The sequence below is a fragment of the Streptomyces sp. ICN903 genome (genome assembly GCF_022015835.1).
GTDB lineage: Bacteria > Actinomycetota > Actinomycetes > Streptomycetales > Streptomycetaceae > Streptomyces > Streptomyces fenghuangensis.
Genome location: NZ_JAKMAY010000117.1, coordinates 1 through 16,623 on the forward strand (window position 1 = coordinate 1; position 16,623 = coordinate 16,623).

Annotated in this window: 11 protein-coding genes; 7 read left to right on the forward strand and 4 right to left on the reverse strand. The window is 71.9% G+C overall.

Translation table 11 applies throughout. From position 1 onward, the window contains the following. The 4 genes from L7D48_RS14230 to L7D48_RS14245 all read left to right on the forward strand — a co-directional run. Positions 1-272, forward strand: a 272-nt coding sequence (locus L7D48_RS14230; protein ID WP_237879803.1) for a hypothetical protein, incomplete at its 5' end; no start/stop codon positions are given. A 180-nt stretch (positions 273-452) separates the two neighbouring features. Beyond that, the gene (locus L7D48_RS14235) at positions 453-1,838 is read left to right on the forward strand and encodes an ABC transporter substrate-binding protein (RefSeq protein WP_237879804.1); all 1,386 of its coding nucleotides are present in this window, start codon (positions 453-455) and stop codon (positions 1,836-1,838) included. A gap of 26 nt (positions 1,839-1,864) precedes the next feature. Next, entirely contained in the window at positions 1,865-3,226 is a 1,362-nt protein-coding gene (locus tag L7D48_RS14240) for a carbohydrate ABC transporter permease (RefSeq protein ID WP_237879805.1), read from the forward strand. Continuing rightward, positions 3,223-4,164: a carbohydrate ABC transporter permease gene (locus tag L7D48_RS14245; RefSeq protein ID WP_374492222.1), complete on the forward strand. Its 942-nt coding sequence runs from the start codon at positions 3,223-3,225 to the stop codon at positions 4,162-4,164. The genes L7D48_RS14240 and L7D48_RS14245 overlap by 4 nt, the downstream gene beginning before the upstream one ends. A gap of 94 nt (positions 4,165-4,258) precedes the next feature. On the opposite strand, the gene L7D48_RS14250 is transcribed toward L7D48_RS14245, so the two are convergent. From L7D48_RS14250 to L7D48_RS14260, 3 genes are all read right to left on the reverse strand, one after another. Then, the gene (locus L7D48_RS14250) at positions 4,259-9,271 is read right to left on the reverse strand and encodes an NAD-glutamate dehydrogenase (RefSeq protein WP_237879806.1); all 5,013 of its coding nucleotides are present in this window, start codon (positions 9,269-9,271) and stop codon (positions 4,259-4,261) included. Positions 9,272-9,631: 360 nt separating this feature from the next. Continuing rightward, positions 9,632-10,315, reverse strand: coding sequence for an HAD family hydrolase (locus L7D48_RS14255; RefSeq protein WP_237879807.1), 684 nt, complete (start codon positions 10,313-10,315; stop codon positions 9,632-9,634). A 94-nt stretch (positions 10,316-10,409) separates the two neighbouring features. Next, the gene (locus L7D48_RS14260) at positions 10,410-10,925 is read right to left on the reverse strand and encodes a hypothetical protein (RefSeq protein WP_237879808.1); all 516 of its coding nucleotides are present in this window, start codon (positions 10,923-10,925) and stop codon (positions 10,410-10,412) included. A 303-nt stretch (positions 10,926-11,228) separates the two neighbouring features. Between L7D48_RS14260 and L7D48_RS14265 the strand changes: the two genes are divergently transcribed. Then, positions 11,229-11,651, forward strand: a complete 423-nt coding sequence (locus L7D48_RS14265) for an Rv3235 family protein (RefSeq protein WP_093849786.1) — start codon at positions 11,229-11,231, stop codon at positions 11,649-11,651. Positions 11,652-11,852: 201 nt separating this feature from the next. Here L7D48_RS14265 and secA read toward each other — a convergent pair whose 3' ends face one another. Next, positions 11,853-14,684, reverse strand: coding sequence for a preprotein translocase subunit SecA (gene secA, locus L7D48_RS14270; protein ID WP_237879809.1), 2,832 nt, complete (start codon positions 14,682-14,684; stop codon positions 11,853-11,855). Between the two features lie 190 nt (positions 14,685-14,874). Here secA and L7D48_RS14275 point away from each other — a divergent pair, with 190 nt between their 5' ends. Both L7D48_RS14275 and L7D48_RS14280 read left to right on the forward strand, forming a co-directional pair. Then, positions 14,875-15,456, forward strand: a complete 582-nt coding sequence (locus L7D48_RS14275) for a GNAT family N-acetyltransferase (RefSeq protein WP_237879810.1) — start codon at positions 14,875-14,877, stop codon at positions 15,454-15,456. Between the two features lie 86 nt (positions 15,457-15,542). Further along, on the forward strand, positions 15,543-16,623 hold a 1,081-nt coding region (locus tag L7D48_RS14280), incomplete at its 3' end, for a winged helix-turn-helix domain-containing protein (protein WP_237879811.1).

Here is a 16,623-nt window from a genome sequence, read left to right on the forward strand (position 1 = left end):
GTGAGGGGCCGCTGCCGGGGCGGGGGGCGCTGCACCGGCCGGACGGCTCGGTGACCGCCTTCCAGGCGGGCCGGGTGTCGGGCCGCATACCCCGTACGGCCACTCTGCGGCCGACGGTGGTCCCGTTGGACTGGGCGCGCGCCGGGGATCCTCCCACCCGCCGCCCCGTACGCGAACTGGGCAACGGCCCGACCGATCTGGCGCTGCTCGCCAGCGCGGTCGAGCGCGCGGCCCGCGAGGCCGGCGCCCCCGCCCCTCCCCCGCTGATGTGACGTCAGCGGCCCTTTCCGAAGGGGCGGTTGGGGACGCAAGGTCACGAGCCTGTCACGAAGGGCGAGTTGACATGTGAGGTCCTGTTGCCGGGCAATGTGTTCAGGCGTAGGACTGACCGAACGGGACGTACGGCGCGGCCGTTCGACGACCGGCCGTGCCCACAGTGGGGACGGTGAGCTATGCGCACTTCTGTCCGTACAACTCGATCGCGGGCCCGCAGAGCGGGCATCGCGCTGGCCGCGGCGCTGGCACTGTCGCTGACGGCCGCCTGCGGCGGAGGTGACGGCGGGGGCGACAGGTCCGGGGGCTCCGGGGACGGAGCCGGCGACGGTCGGGAGGCCACCGTCGAACTGCCGGATCTGAAGGGGCAGAAGCTCCAGGTGGCGGCCGTGTGGACCGGACCGGAGCAGAAGAACTTCCGCAGGGTCCTCGACGAGTTCGAGGAGCGCACGGGCGCCGAGGTCGGCTTCGTTCCGACCGGCGACAACGTGGCGACCTTCGTCGGTTCCAAGATCGAGGGCGGCGCGCCGCCGGACGTGGCGATGCTGCCGCAGGTCGGCGTGCTCCACCAGTTCGCCGAGAAGGGCTGGATCAAGCCGCTCAAGGACGAGACGCGCGAGCAGCTGGAGAAGAACTTCTCCCAGGGCTGGCAGGACCTGGGCGCCCACGACGGCGAGCAGTACGGCGTCTACTTCAAGGCCGCCAACAAGTCCCTGGTCTGGTACAACACCACCGCCTTCGAGAACGCGGGCGTGAGCGAGCCCAAGACCTGGGACGAGTTCCTTGAGACCGCGCAGACCCTCTCCGACTCCGGCGTCCCGCCGGTCTCGGTCGGCGGCGCGGACGGCTGGACGCTCACCGACTGGTTCGAGAACGTCTACCTCTCCCAAGCCGGGCCCGAGAAGTACGACCAGCTCGCCAGGCACGAGATCAAGTGGACCGACCCCTCCGTCAAGGAGGCGCTGACCACCCTCGGCGAGCTGTTCGGCAGGAAGGAGCTGCTGGCGGGCGGCAACCAGGGCGCGCTGCGCACGGAGTTCCCCAAGTCCGTCACCCAGGTCTTCGCCGACGTCCGGGCGCCGCAGGCCGCGATGGTCTACGAGGGCGACTTCGTCGCCGTCAACATCGGCGACACCGAGGCGGAGATCGGCCAGGACGCCAAGGTCTTCCCCTTCCCGGCCGTCGGCGAGAGCTCTCCGGTGGTCAGCGGGGGCGACGCGGCGGTGGCGCTGAAGGACAGCGAGGGCGCCCACGCCCTGCTCACCTTCCTGGCCTCCACCGACGCCGCCGCGATCTGGGCGGAGCAGGGCGGCTTCATCTCGCCCAACAAGGAGCTGGACACCGCCGCCTACCCCGACGACGTGCAGCGCGACATCGCCGAGGCGCTGATCGCCGCGGGCGACGACTTCCGCTTCGACATGTCCGACCAGGCCCCGGCCGCCTTCGGCGGCACCAAGGGCGAGGGCGAGTGGAAGGCGCTCCAGGACTTCCTGGCCGATCCCGGGGACGTGGCCGGCGCCCAGCGGGAGCTGGAGGCCGCCGCGGCCAAGGCGTACGGCGACTGACGGGCCGGGACGGAGGCACGACTGCCATGTCGACCGCCACAGCGGGCGGCCCGGCGGCCCCCGGCCCGCCGGGTCCGCCCGCCCCCGCGACCCGCCGCTCCTCCATCATCCGCACCCGGCCCTGGCTGGCGGCCTGCTTCCTGCTGCCGGCCCTGGTACTGCTGGGCGCGCTGGTGGTCTATCCCATCGTCTACTCGGTCTACCGGAGCCTCTTCGACGCGTCCGGCACCGGATTCGTCGGCCTGGGCAACTACGTCGAGCTGTTCACCGACGACGACACCCTGACTGCGATCAGGAACAACACGATCTGGGTGATCGTCGCCCCGACCGTCTGCACCGCCCTCGGGCTGGTCTTCGCGGTGCTGACCGAACGGGTTCGCTGGGGCACCGCGTTCAAGCTGATCGTCTTCATGCCCATGGCCATCTCGATGCTCGCCGCGGGCATCATCTTCCGCCTGGTGTACGAGCAGGACCCGGACCGCGGGGTGGCGAACGCCGTCTGGGTCTCGGTCCACGACACATTCGACGAGGCCTCCGCCTGGCCCGGCGCCCGCCCGCGGCCGGACGGAGGGTTGGAGAAGACCGGCGGCGGCGCGTACACCACGAAGTCCGCGGTGGACGCCGCGGACCCGGCGAACCTGCCGCTGGTGGGCGTGCCTCCCCAGGACCTGGCCGACGCCGCCGAGGCGTCGCCCGCACGGCCCGCGGGCGACGGCGGGATCACCGGCACGGTCTGGGTGGACTTCGCCAAGGGCGGCGGAGGCGAACCGAACGTCGTCGACCCGGGCGAGAACGCCCTGGCCGGGGTGGTGGTCGAGGCCGTGCGGGACGGCAGGGTGGTGGCCACCGCCACCACCGGCGAGGACGGCGTCTTCACCCTTCCCGCCGAGGCGGACGGCGCCCATCTGCGGCTGCCCGCCTCCAACTTCACCGAGGCCTACAACGGGGTCGACTGGCTCGGACCGTCCCTGATCACCCCGGCCATCATCGCCTCCTACGTCTGGATGTGGGCGGGCTTCGCGATGGTGCTGATCGCGGCGGGCCTGGCGGGGGTGCCCCGCGAACTGCTGGAGGCGGCGCGGGTCGACGGCGCGAACGAGTGGCAGGTCTTCCGCAGGGTCACGGTGCCGGTGCTGGCCCCCGTGCTCGCGGTGGTCCTCGTCACCCTGATGATCAACGTGCTGAAGATCTTCGACCTCGTCTACATCATCGCCCCGGGCGCCACCCAGTCCGACGCGAACGTACTGGCGCTCCAGCTGTACCTGTCGTCCTTCGGCACGGGTGCGGACCAGGGCGTGGGCAGCGCCATCGCGGTGCTGTTGCTGCTGCTGGTGGTGCCGGTGATGGTCTTCAACATCAGGCGGCTGAGGAGGGAGAACCGACGGTGAGCACTCTCTCCAAGGCGGCATCCGGCCCCGAGCCGGCGCCCGGACCCGCCCCCGCGCCCGTACGGCCGGAACCGGGCGGGCGGACCCGGCGGCCGCTCGGCGCGCGGATCGCCGCGTTCACCGGGCACTGGGCGGTGCGCTTCGCCCTGGTCGTGGTCGCCCTGCTGTGGCTGCTGCCGACCACCGGACTGCTGCTGTCCTCCTTCCGGGAACGTTCCGACGTCTCCTCCTCCGGCTGGTGGACGGCGCTGGGCGACTGGTCCCAGCTGACGGCCTCCAACTACCGCTCCCTGCTGGAGAACGACGCCATCACCGGCTCCCTGCTGACCACCCTGGTCATCACCGTGCCCTCCACGGTGCTGGTCGTGGTGATCGGCTCGCTGGCCGGATACGCCTTCGCCTGGCTGGACTTTCCCGGCCGCGACTGGTGGTTCCTGGCCGTCGTCGGGCTGTTGGTGGTGCCGGTGCAGGTGGCGCTGATCCCGGTGGCGAAACTCTTCAACACCCTGGGGATCTTCGAGACCACCGTCGGCGTGGTGGTCTTCCACACGGCGTTCGGCCTGCCGTTCGCGATCTTCCTGCTGCGCAACTTCTTCGCCGAGATCCCGCGCGAACTGCTGGAGGCCGCGCGGCTGGACGGCGCCGGCGAGGTGCGGCTGTTCACCCGTGTCGTACTGCCGCTGGGCGGCCCGGCGATCGCGAGCCTGGGCATCTTCCAGTTCCTGTGGGTGTGGAACGACATGCTGGTGGCACTGATCTTCGCCGACGCGGGCGATCCGCCGGTCACGGTCGCCCTCCAGCAGCAGGTGCGCCAGTTCGGCAACAACATCGACGTGCTGGCTTCGGGCGCGTTCGTGTCGATGGTGATCCCGCTGGTGGTGTTCTTCGCCTTCCAGCGGCAGTTCGTCTCCGGTGTGATGGCCGGCGCGGTGAAGTAGGGCCGGCCGGGCGCCGCACACGGTGAACAGGGGGCGGCCGTCCGGCCGCCCCCTGTTCACCGTGCTTCCCGCACCGCGGCGCGTCAGCGGTTGGTCAGCGGTTGCTGCGCAGCAGTGTGCGCATCGTGCGCATCGCCACCGACAGGTTCGCCAGGTCGAAGGTGTCCGACTCGCGGATCTCCTCCAGTGTGGCCCTGGCCCGCCCCAGGACGGCGGCGCTCTTCTCCTCCCACGCCTTGAAGCGCTGCTCGGGCGTGGCGCTGCCGTCCCCGGAGGCCAGTACGTCCGCGGTGAGGAGCTGGTGGGCGGCGTAGAGGTCCTCGCGGATCGCCGCGCGGGCCATCGACTGCCAGCGGTCGGAGCGCGGCAGCTCGCTCACCCTGTCCTGGAGCTCGGTGATGCCCAGCCTGTCGGCCAGGTCGTAGTAGACCTCGGCGACGTCCAGCAGTTCGCGGCCGGTGCGGTCGGCGACGGCCACCACGTCCAGCGCGGGGAAGACGGAGGAGAAGCCCGCCACCCGCAGCGCCAGGTCGCCGGGGACCCCGGCGCCGGTCAGCTCGTCCTCGACGCTCTGGTGCCAGTCCAGGTCGGCGCCCCTGAGCAGCTTGGGCAGCTGGGACCAGACCACCTCCACCCGCTCCCGGAAGACCTCGATGGTCTCGGCGAGCTTCAGCGGCTGCGGCCGGTTGTTCAGCAGCCAGCGGGTGCCCCGCTCGACCAGCCGCCTGGCGTGCAGCCGCATCCGGGTCTGGACGTCGGCGGCCACGGTGTTGTCCAGTTCCTCGACCTCGTCCCAGACCCGGGCCAGGCCGAAGATCTCCCGGGCGGCGGTGTGCGCCCGCACGATCTCCTCCGCCGAGGCGCCCGACTCCTCCTTCATCCGGTGCACCAGGGTCGAACCGCCGGTGTTGACCGTGTCGTTGACCAGGAGGGTCGTGACGATCTCGCGCCGCAGGGCGTGGCGCTCGATCTGCTCGGGGAAGCGTTCGCGCAGTGCGCTGGGGAAGTACGCGTGCGCCAGTCGCTGCAGATACGGGTCGTCGGCCAGATCGGTGTCGGCCAGCTCCTCGGTGACGGTGATCTTGGCGTACGCCAGCAGCACCGCCATCTCGGGCTGGGTCAGTCCGCGGCCGTGCGCCAGCCGTTCGCGGATCTGCCGGTCGGCCGGCAGGAACTCCAGCTGCCGGTCCAGCCGTCCCTGGCGGGACAGGCTGCGCATGAGGCGCTGCTGGGCGTGGAGCAGGTCGGGCGCCTGCCGCATCGCGTTGGCCAGCGCCACGTTCTGCGCGTAGTTGTTGCGCAGCACCAGCTCGGCGACCTCGTCGGTCATCTCCGCCAGCAGCCTGTTGCGCTGCTTGACGGTCATGTCCCCGTCGGAGACGACCGAGTTGAGCAGGATCTTGATGTTGACCTCGTGGTCGGAGGAGTCCACGCCCGCGCTGTTGTCGATGGCGTCGGTGTTGATCCGGCCGCCCTCGTGCGCGAACTCGATGCGGCCGAGCTGGGTCAGGCCCAGGTTGCCGCCCTCCCCGACGACCCGCACCCGCAGGTCCCGGCCGTTGACGCGGATCGCGTCGTTGGCCTTGTCGCCGACGTCGGCGTCGGTCTCGGTGGACGCCTTGACGTAGGTGCCGATGCCGCCGTTCCACAGCAGGTCCACCGGGGCCTTGAGGATGGCCCTCATCAGTTCGGCCGGGGTCATCTTGGTGACGCCGTCCTCGATGCCCAGCGCCTGGCGCACCTGCGCGCCGACGGGGATGGACTTGGCACTGCGGGGGTGGACGCCGCCGCCGGGCGACAGCAGCGAGGTGTCGTAGTCGGCCCAGGAGGAGCGCGGCAGCTCGAACAGCCGGCGGCGTTCGGCGTAGGAGGTGGCCGCGTCCGGGTCGGGGTCGAGGAAGATGTGCCGGTGGTCGAAGGCGGCCACCAGCCGGATGTGCTCACTGAGCAGCATCCCGTTGCCGAAGACGTCCCCGGACATGTCGCCGATGCCGACGACCGTGAAGTCCTCGGTCTGGGTGTCGTGCCCGAGCTCGCGGAAGTGCCGCTTGACCGACTCCCAGGCGCCGCGGGCGGTGATGCCCATGGCCTTGTGGTCGTAGCCGGCCGAGCCGCCGGAGGCGAAGGCGTCGCCGAGCCAGAAGCCGTAGGCGGTGGCGACCTCGTTGGCGGTGTCGGAGAAGGAGGCGGTGCCCTTGTCGGCCGCGACGACCAGATAGGTGTCGTCACCGTCGTGCCGCACCACGCGCTCGGGCGGCACGACCTGGCCGCCCACGAGGTTGTCGGTGATGTCGAGCATGCCGGAGATGAAGGTCTTGTAGCAGGCGACGCCCTCGGCCAGCCATGCGTCGCGGTCCGCCGAGGGGTCGGGCAGCCGCTTGCCGACGAAGCCGCCCTTGGCCCCCACCGGCACGATCACCGTGTTCTTGACCTCCTGCGCCTTGACCAGACCCAGGATCTCGGTGCGGAAGTCCTCGCGCCGGTCGGACCAGCGCAGGCCACCGCGGGCGACCTTGCCGAAGCGCAGGTGCACGCCCTCCACCCGCGGCGAGTACACCCAGATCTCGTACGCCGGGCGGGGCGCGGGCAGGTCCGGGATGGCCTGCGGGTCGAACTTCATCGACACGTACGCGTGCGGCCGGCCCGACTCCTCGTCGCGCGGCTGGAAGTAGTTCGTGCGCAGGGTGGCCTTGATGAGGGTGAGGAAGGAGCGCAGGATGCGGTCCTCGTCCAGCGAGGCGACCTGGTCCAGCGCCCCGTCCAGCTCCTCCAGCAGGCCGTCGGTCAGCTCGTGGCCGGCGGCGGCGCGGTCCGGGGAGAGGCGGGCCTCGAAGAGGCTGACCAGCAGCCGGGTGGTGTGGACGTTGCGGCGGAGGGTGTCCTCCATGTAGTCCTGGCTGAAGGGCGAGCCGGCCTGCCGCAGGTACTTGGCGTAGGCGCGCAGCACCATCGCCTGCCGCCAGGTCAGTCCGGCCGACAGCACCAGCGCGTTGAAGCCGTCGCTCTCGGCCTCGCCGCTCCAGACCGCGGCGAAGGCGTCCTGGAAGCGCTCGCGGGCGTCGCCCTCCAGGTTCTGCGCGTGGTTCGCCGGCAGCCGGAGCCCGAAGTCGTAGATCCATGCCGGGGAGCGGTCGGTGCAGCGCAGTTCGTAGGGGCGCTCGTCGACGACCTCGACGCCCATGGCCTGGAGGATCGGCAGCACCGCGGAGAGCGAGACGGGCTCGCCGGTGCGGTAGATCTTGAAGCGGCGCTCGCCGGGGCCGGCCCCGACCGGCTCGTACAGGCTGAGCGCGAAGTCGCTGACGCCCTCGCCCCGCTCCAGGCCCTGGATGTACTGGAGGTCGGCGACGGCGGTGCGGGGCGGGAAGTCGGCCTTGTAGCCCTCGGGGAAGGCGCCGCCGTAGCGGTGGGCGAGCCGGGCCGCCCGCTCCTCGCCGACCTCGGCGACCAGCGCCTCGGAGAAGCCGTCGGCCCAGGAGCGGGCGGCCTCCACCAGCCGGGCCTCGATGCGCTCGGCGTCGGCGTGGGTCAGCTGTACCAGCTCGGTGCCCTGCGGGACGCGGACGACGAAGTGCAGCCGGGCGAGGACGGACTCGGTGTTCCAGGCGGTGAAGTCGACGCTGGTGCCGCCCAGCTCCTCCACGAGGATGTCGGTCATCCGCAGCCGCACGGCGGTGGTGTAGCGGTCGCGCGGCAGGTAGACCAGCGCGGAGTAGTAGCGGCCGTACTCGTCCTGCCGCAGGTAGAGCCGGAGCTTGCGGCGCTCCTGGAGGTACAGCACGGAGGTGGCGATCTCGCGCAGCTCGTCGGCCGGGATCTGGAAGAGCTCGTCGCGCGGGTACGTCTCCAGGATCTGGAGCAGGTCGCGGCCGTCGTGACTGTCGGGGACGAAGCCGGTGGAGCCGATCACCTCCTCGACCTTGCGGCGGATGACGGGCACCCGGCGCACCGACTCGGTGTACGCGGCCGACGAGAACAGTCCGAGGAAGCGGCGCTCCCCCACCACGTTGCCCGCCTCGTCGAACTTCTTCACCCCGATGTAGTCGAGGTAGGAGGGGCGGTGGACGGTGGCCCGGCTGTTGGCCTTGGTGAGCACCAGCAGCCGGTGCTCGCGGGCCTTGGCGCGGACACCGGCCGGGAGGCGGTTGAAGGAGGGCGAGACCGGGTGGGCGTGGGTGTGGGCGGGCGCGTGGGGAGGCGCTGAGGCGCCGTCCCGCTCCCCGCCCGGCTCCCCGCCGCCCCGGTCGTCGTGGTGCGGGTCGGAGCGCAGGATGCCCAGGCCGGTGCCCGGGACGGCGCTGAGCAGCAGCTCCTCGGTGCCGTCCACGGTTTCGGTGGTCAGCTCGTACTCGCGGTAGCCCAGGAAGGTGAAGTGGTCGTCCGCGAGCCAGCGCAGCAGCTCGCGCGCCTCCTCCACCTCCTGTTCGGGCAGGTCGTCGGCGAGCGGCTCGCCGGGCAGGCCGTCGGCGATCCGCAGCGCGGCGTTCCGCATCTTCTGCCAGTCCTCGACGGCCTCGCGCACGTCGGACAGGACGCGCCGCAGGTCGGCGGTGATCCGCCTGAGGTCCTCGCGGTCGGTCTCGCGGTCGATCTCGACGTGGATCCAGGACTCCGTGAGCGCGTCGTCCGGCAGTCCCTTCCCGGGCCGGGCGCCCGAGTCCAGGACCTGGAGCAGCCGGCCGGTGACGTCACGGCGGACGACGACCTGGGGGTGGACCACCAGGTGGATGCCGCGCCCCTGCCTGGTCAGCTCGTTGGTGACCGAGTCCACCAGGAAGGGCATGTCGTCGGTGACGACCTCCACGACGCTGTGGGTGCACGTCCAGCCGTTCTCCTCGACGGACGGGGTGTGGACGCGGACGTTCGCGGTGCCCTGGGGGCGCTGCTGTGCCAGCCGGCAGTGGGAGACCGCGGCCCCGTAGACGTCGACCGGGTCGCGGTCGGTGAGGTCCTCGGGAGCGGTGTGCAGGTAGTAGCGCTGGAGGTACGAGCCGAGGGCCCCGGCGTCCAGCCCCGGTACGGGTTGGCTGCCGGCGGGACCGCTATCGGCGACCCGGGCGGCTCGTTCGAGCAGCTCGGCCTTTGCTTCGTCCAGCTTGGTCTGCATGTCGTCTGGCTCCTGTCGCGCGCCGTTGCGTGACGTCAAGGCGTTGAGGGTTCTGAGGGCCTGACGCCGGCACACCAAGTGTCCGCCGGAGCGGGGCGTCATGCCCGGAGACGGGGTGATCCGCGGCATCCCCGGCCCCGGCTGCGCCGCACGGGTGCCCGGGGTCGGAGGCGGCACTGCCTCCCGCGGGTGTCTCGCTGATCACGCGGCTAGGCTACCCCTCTCCGGCCGGACCCCGTCATGGCCAGTATGTGTACAAAACCAGGGGTCGGAGTTGGACGTTGTGGACAGCATCCGGCAGGCCGCGGAAGGCGCGGCGTCGGGCGGTGTACGGCGGCGTCCCGGCGGTGTACGGCGGCGTCAGTGCTCCCCGATCACGTGCTCGGCCACCTCCACCGCCTCGGCGAGGCTGTCCACCACCGGCACCCCGGCCGCCCGGAGGCTGCTCCTGCTGTGCGAGCCGCCGGTGTACAGCACGGCCCGCGCGCCCACGGCGGCGGCCGCCACCGCGTCGTCCACCGCGTCGCCGACCACCACGGTGCGGCGGGGATCGAATCCGTCGAGCGCCGCCACGTGCGCCGCCATCTGCCGGGCCTTGCCGGTGCTCGACCCGCTGCCGCCCCCGAGGTTCCCGTCGACCCGGACGAAGTGCTCCTCGATGCCGTGTCTGCGCACCAGCGGCACCAGGTGGTCGTGCGGGGCCAGGGAGCACAGCGACTGGGTCAGCCCGGCCTCCCGCCGCGCGGCGAGCAGTTCCGCCGCGCCGTCGGCGAGCCCCACCTGCTCGACGCGCGCGAAGTAGTGCCGGTGGAAGACCTCGTCCATTCCGGCCCACTCCTCGTCGGTGGGAAGCCTCCCCATCAGCCGCTCGTAGAAGCGCGGCACCGGTACGCAGTACAGCTCCCGGTAGCGCTCCAGCGTGATGGGCGGCAGCCCTATCTCGGCGAAGGCGGCGTTGGTCGCGGCGATGACCGCGTCGATGTCGTGCAGCAGTGTGCCGTTCCAGTCCCACACGATGTGGGCTCTCCCCGTGCCCGAGTCCATACCCACGACGGTAAGGGGTGGGTGTGACAGGCGGCAGGCGCGGCCGGCGTGCCCGGGCCCGCGGACCGGGCCGGGGCACCGGCCGGGAGCGGGCTCAGGCCGGCCCGTCCACGATGTCGCCGATCTCCTGGGTGGCGTACCACAGCAGCTCGTGGTCGTCCGCACCGTCCACCGTGAAGCGGGCGTCGTCGTCGCCCTGGTCGGCCGCGCCCAGCGCCTGTGCCGCCGCGGCGACGTCCGCCTCCGCCTCGTCCCCGTCCACGTGCACGGCGGCGGCCCGGTCCAGCGGTACGGCACGCTCGATGCGCACCTCGCCCAGCGCGGCCGGGTCCAGACCGCGGTCCGGGTCGGCCACGGCCTCGCGGTCGGGCACGTCGACGGCGACCACGACCCGGCGGCGCGGGACGTCCGGGGCGACGGCCAGGAGCCGCAGCGAGGCCTGCGCGGCGCGGCCGAGCGCGGCGTACTCCAGTTCCTCGATGTCGTCCGAGACGTACCATTCGCGCAGTCCGGGGGTGACCGCGTAGGCGGTCAGCGGTCCGGGGCCGAGCTCGCCCGCCCGGTGCGCGGCCGCCAGGCCGGGCAGGGTGAGGGGGACATAGACGCGCATCGCCACCACTTTCGTGTAAGGCCGCTCCGGGTGCCCCGACAGCATACGGCGGCTCCCGCGCGCCGGACTCCCCCGGCCCCGTTCCGCCCCGCTCGCTCGCGTCGGACGACGGCGCAGGTCAGCGGCCCCTGCCGTCAAGCCCCCGCGGGTTCTCCGTCGGACAGGTGAAACACACGGAGTCCGCCGCCACCGGCCGACGGTCGTTGCCGCGCCGCGAGCGGCCCAGTAGAAACCGGGATGGAAGTTACCGCCCAGTAAGCGGATCGACGTGCGGAACACCGCACCAAACCACGGGGAGAGATCATGCCGCCCACCAGCCGTACCGCCCCTCCCGGCCGCCGGGACTCCCGGCGGCCGGCCCGCTCGGCCCTGCTCGCGGCCCGGCAGCGCGAACGCGACCGGCTGCCGCCCTACTGGTTCGCACACCGGCTGGTGCTCGTCCTCAGCGGGCTGCGGCCGGTCCACCTGCTGCTCGGCCACACCCGCGACGAGGCGTACGAGCAACTGGTCCGGCTCGCCCCGCTGACCCCGCTGCGGTCGGCGCAGGCGGGCGGGCCCGCTCCGGTGGTCCGGGAGGTCGGCTGGTCGCAGCCCTGCCCCGGCGCGGTCGAGGCGTTCGCCCGGATCGCCGCCGGCGACCGGCTGCGCGCCGTGGCCTTCCGCCTGGAGCGCTCCCGTGACCGGCGCTGGCTGTGCTCCGCCGTCGAACTCGACACCGTCTCCTGACCGGCGCGACCGCCCTGACCGGCGACCCGACCGCCTCGACCGGTGACATGGCCGGCGGGACGACACCGTGACCGTGCCGCGCGGGACGCGGGGGCCCGTGCGGCACGGAAAACGCCTCGGGGCCGGGCGTCCTCCTCGGACGCCCGGCCCCGAACCGGCCTCAAGCGGACCGTCCGCCGTCCCGCGGCGGCGGTCGCCGGGTCACTTCCTGCGGCGGCGGCCCTTCTCCTTCTGGGCCCTGCGGCGCTCGGCGCGGGTCATGCCGTCCGCGGGCGAGCGGACCGGGCCGCCGTCCTCGCCGCTGGCGAAGTCGCCCTCGACGACACCGCCCTCGCCGTCCACGGTCGGCGCGGAGAAGTGCAGCCGGTCCGGACGCTGCGGGGCCTCCAGGCCCTTGGCCCGGATCGCCGGGCGCCCGCCCGCCGCGACGGCCTCCTCCTGGGGGGCCTTCTCCAGGGAGGGTGCGGGCCCGGCCTCCTCGACCGGCACCTCCTCGACCTGCTGCTCGACCTGGACCTCCAGGTTGAACAGGTAGCCGACGGACTCCTCCTTGATGCCGTCCATCATCGCGACGAACATGTCGTAGCCCTCGCGCTGGTACTCCACCAGCGGGTCGCGCTGCGCCATGGCGCGCAGGCCGATGCCCTCCTGGAGGTAGTCCATCTCGTACAGGTGCTCGCGCCACTTGCGGTCGAGGACGGAGAGGACCACGCGGCGCTCCAGCTCGCGCATGATCTCCGAGCCGAGCTGCTTCTCGCGCTCCTCGTACCGCTCGTGGATGTCGTCCTTGATGGCGTCGGCGATGAAGTCCGCCGTGATGCCGTCGCGGCCCCCGGCGGCCTCCTCCAGGTCCTCGACGGTGACCGTCACCGGGTAGAGCTGTTTGAAGGCGCCCCACAGCCGGTCCAGGTCCCACTCCTCGGCGAAGCCCTCGACCGTCTCGGCCTGGACGTAGGCGTCGATGGTGTCGTCCATGAAGTGGATGATCTGCTCGTGCAGGTCCTCGCCCTCCAGGACGCGGCGGCGCTCGCCGTAGATGACCTCGCGCTGCCGGTTGAGGACCTCGTCGTACTTCAGGACGTTCTTGCGGATCTCGAAGTTCTGCTGCTCGACCTGCGACTGCGCCGAGGCGATGGCGCGGGTGACCATCTTGTTCTCGATCGGGACGTCGTCGGGCACGTTGGCCATGGACATCACACGCTCGACCATCTGCGCCTTGAACAGCCGCATCAGGTCGTCGCCGAGCGAGAGGTAGAAGCGGGACTCGCCCGGGTCGCCCTGACGGCCGGACCGGCCGCGCAGCTGGTTGTCGATGCGGCGCGACTCGTGCCGCTCGGTGCCCAGCACGTACAGGCCGCCGAGGTCGACGACCTCCTCGTGCTCCGCCGCGACGGCCTGCTCGGCGCGCTCCATGGCCCCGGGCAGGGCCGCCGCCCACTCCTCGGCGTTCTCCACCGGGTCCAGGCCCTTGGCGCGCAGCTCGGCCTCGGCCAGGTCGTCCGGGTTGCCGCCGAGCTTGATGTCGGTACCGCGGCCGGCCATGTTGGTGGCGACCGTGACGGCGCCCTTGCGGCCCGCCTGGGCCACGATCACGGCCTCGCGCTCGTGGTTCTTGGCGTTGAGCACCTCGTGCGGCACGCCGCGCTTCTTGAGCTGCTGCGACAGGTACTCGGACTTCTCGACCGAGGTGGTGCCCACCAGGACCGGCTGGCCCTTCTCGTGCCGCTCGACGATGTCGTCGACCACCGCGTCGAACTTGGCGACCTCGGTGCGGTAGATCAGGTCCGACTGGTCCTTGCGGATCATCGGCCGGTGGGTCGGGATCGGCACCACGCCGAGCTTGTAGATCTGCTGGAACTCGGCGGCCTCGGTCATGGCCGTGCCGGTCATGCCCGAGAGCTTGTCGTAGAGGCGGAAGAAGTTCTGGAGGGTGATCGTGGCGAGCGTCTGGTTCTCGTCCTTGATCTCCACCCCCTCCTTCGCCTCGATCGCCTGGTGCATGCCCTCGTTGTAGCGGCGGCCGGCCAGGATGCGGCCGGTGTGCTCGTCAACGATCATGACCTCGCCGTCGAGGACGACGTAGTCCTTGTCCTTCTTGTAGAGCTCCTTGGCCTTGATCGCGTTGTTGAGGTAGCCCACCAGCGGGGTGTTGACCGACTCGTAGAGGTTGTCGATCCCCAGCCAGTCCTCGACCTTGGCCACACCGGACTCGTGGATGGCGACCGTGCGCTTCTTCTCGTCGACCTCGTAGTCGCCCGTCTCCGGCTGCTGCTTGATCGGGTTGGCGGCCTCACCGCGCTCCAGGCGCTTCACCAGCTTGGCGAAGTCGCCGTACCACTTGGTGGCCTGGTCCGCCGGACCCGAGATGATCAGCGGGGTGCGGGCCTCGTCGACGAGGATCGAGTCGACCTCGTCGACGATCGCGAAGTTGTGGCCGCGCTGCACCAGCTCGTCCTTCGACCACGCCATGTTGTCGCGCAGGTAGTCGAAGCCGAACTCGTTGTTGGTGCCGTAGGTGATGTCGCAGGCGTACTGCTCGCGGCGCTGCGCCGGGGTCATGTTGGCGACGATGCATCCGACCGTCAGCCCCAGGAACTTGTGGACCCGGCCCATCAACTCGGAGTCGCGCTGGGCCAGGTAGTCGTTGACCGTGATGAGGTGGACGCCCTTGCCCGACAGGCCGTTGAGGTACGCGGGCAGGGTGCCCACCAGCGTCTTGCCCTCACCGGTCTTCATCTCGGCGACATAGCCCATGTGCAGGGCGGCGCCGCCCATGATCTGCACGTCGTAGTGGCGTTGGCCAAGTACGCGTTTGGCCGCCTCGCGGACTGTCGCGAAGGCCTCGGGCAGCAGGTCGTCCAGGGACTCTCCGTCGGCGAGGCGCTCCCTGTACTCGTCCGTGAGCGCCCGCAGCTCGGCGTCGGTGAGGTTGACGAAATCCTCTTCGATCGACGACACCTGGTCCGCGATGCGGTGCAGTTTGCGCAGGATCTTGCCTTCACCTGCACGCATGATCTTGCCGAAGACGGACACGTAGGCTGGCTCCTTGCCGGTCGGGCCGGGCACGGTCTGGGTGCTCTGGCACGGCGGGCCTCTTCCTTGCGTCGGGCCCAGCCGCACCGGCCATCGTATGCGAGGGGCACCGGCCCCTGTACCCCCCAACGTGCCGGAGACTCGGAAGGTGCCGGTTCCGCCCGATTGGATGACCGGCACAATCATCTCCATGCGACCCGTCACCCTGGGCACCGAGCGCCTCCTGCTGCGTCCCTTCGAACCGCAGGACGTTCCCGCCGTCCACGCCGCCTGCCAGGACCCGGACATCCTGCGCTGGACCACCCTCCCCGAGCCGTACGAGCGGCGGCACGCGCAGGAGTTCGTGCTCAACATCGGCCCGGCGGGCTGGCGCGAGGACACCGCGTACAACTTCGGCGTCTTCACCCACGACGGGGAGCTGGTGGGCTCGATGGGCCTGGTGCGCGTCACACCGCCCGGACCGGAGGGGCGTCTGGCGGAGCTGGGCTACTGGACGGCCAAGGAGCGGCGGGGTCGCGGGTACACCGTGGAGGCCGCGCGGGCGGTGGCCGACTGGGCCTTCCGCGAGCTGGGCGTGGAGCGGCTGGAGTGGTTCGCCGAGGCGGGGAACACCGGGTCGCGGGCCGTGGCCGAGCGGCTGGGCTTCGTGATGGAGGGGACCCTGCGGGCGCGGATCACCTTCCGCGGGACCCGGCGGGACGCCTGGGTGGCGTCGCTGCTGCCCTCGGACCGGGGGCTGGCGGCGGCCGTGCCGTATCTGCCCGCGCCGTAGGGGCCGCGCTCCCGCCGGCGGGAACGCGGCCCGGGGTCCGGCCGTTTCCGGGCCCGCTGTCGGCGGCAGGCCCTATCGTCGGGCGCATGACCTCCGTCTCACTCTCACTCTCCGCCGACGAGGCCCGCCGGATCGCGCTGCGCGCACAGGGACTGCTGGGAGCGCCGGACCGCCGGGCCGGGGTGGAAGGGGTGCTGCGCCGCCTGGGAGCCGTGCAGCTGGACACCATCTCGGTACTGGCCCGCTCCCATGAACTGGTGCCGTACGCGCGGCTGGGCGCGGTCGGCCGCGACACGGTGGAGGCGGCGTACTGGACGGGAGGGCGCGCCTTCGAGTACTGGTCGCACGCCGCCTGCGTCCTGCCGGTCGAGGAGTGGCCGTACTTCGCGTTCCGGCGCCGGGCGTTCCGGGCCAGGGGCCACCGCTGGCACCGCATGGAGGACTCCGAGCGCTCCTGCGCCGCCGTACGGGACCGGCTGAAGGCCGACGGTCCGCTGACGGCCACCGAGCTGGGCGGCGCGAAGAACGGCGGCGAGTGGTACGACTGGTCCGATACGAAGATCGCGGTGGAGTGGCTGCTGGACACCGGCGAGGTGGTCTGCACCGAGCGGCGCGGCTGGAAGAGGGTGTACGACCTGGCCGAGCGCGCCGTCCCCGGCGAGCTGTTCCACGACGACCTGACCGACCACGAGTGCCTGCGCCGGCTGGTCGCCCAGGCCGGGCGGGCGATGGGTGTGGCCACCCGCGCGGACCTGGCCGACTACCACCGGCTGAAGGGCGAGCAGGTCGACGCGGTCGTCGCCGGGACGGGCCTGGTGCCGGTGGAGGTGGCGGGCTGGGGCAGGCCCGCCTGGGCGGACCCGGCGGCGCTGGAGGCCGAGTCGTCCGGGAGCCGGGGACGGCACCGCACCACGCTGCTGTCGCCGTTCGACTCGCTGATCTGGGACCGCAGGCGCACCGAGAGGATCTTCGGTTTCACCCACCGGCTGGAGGCGTACGTGCCCAGGGCCCGGCGGATACACGGCTACTTCGCGATGCCGCTGCTGTCGGGGGGACGGCTGCTGGGCCGGGTCGATCCGGCCCGCGAGGGGAGGACGCTGGTGGCGCGGCAGGTGTCGATGGCGGGGCGCGGGGCGGTGGAGCCGATGGCACGGGCGCTGCGGGAGG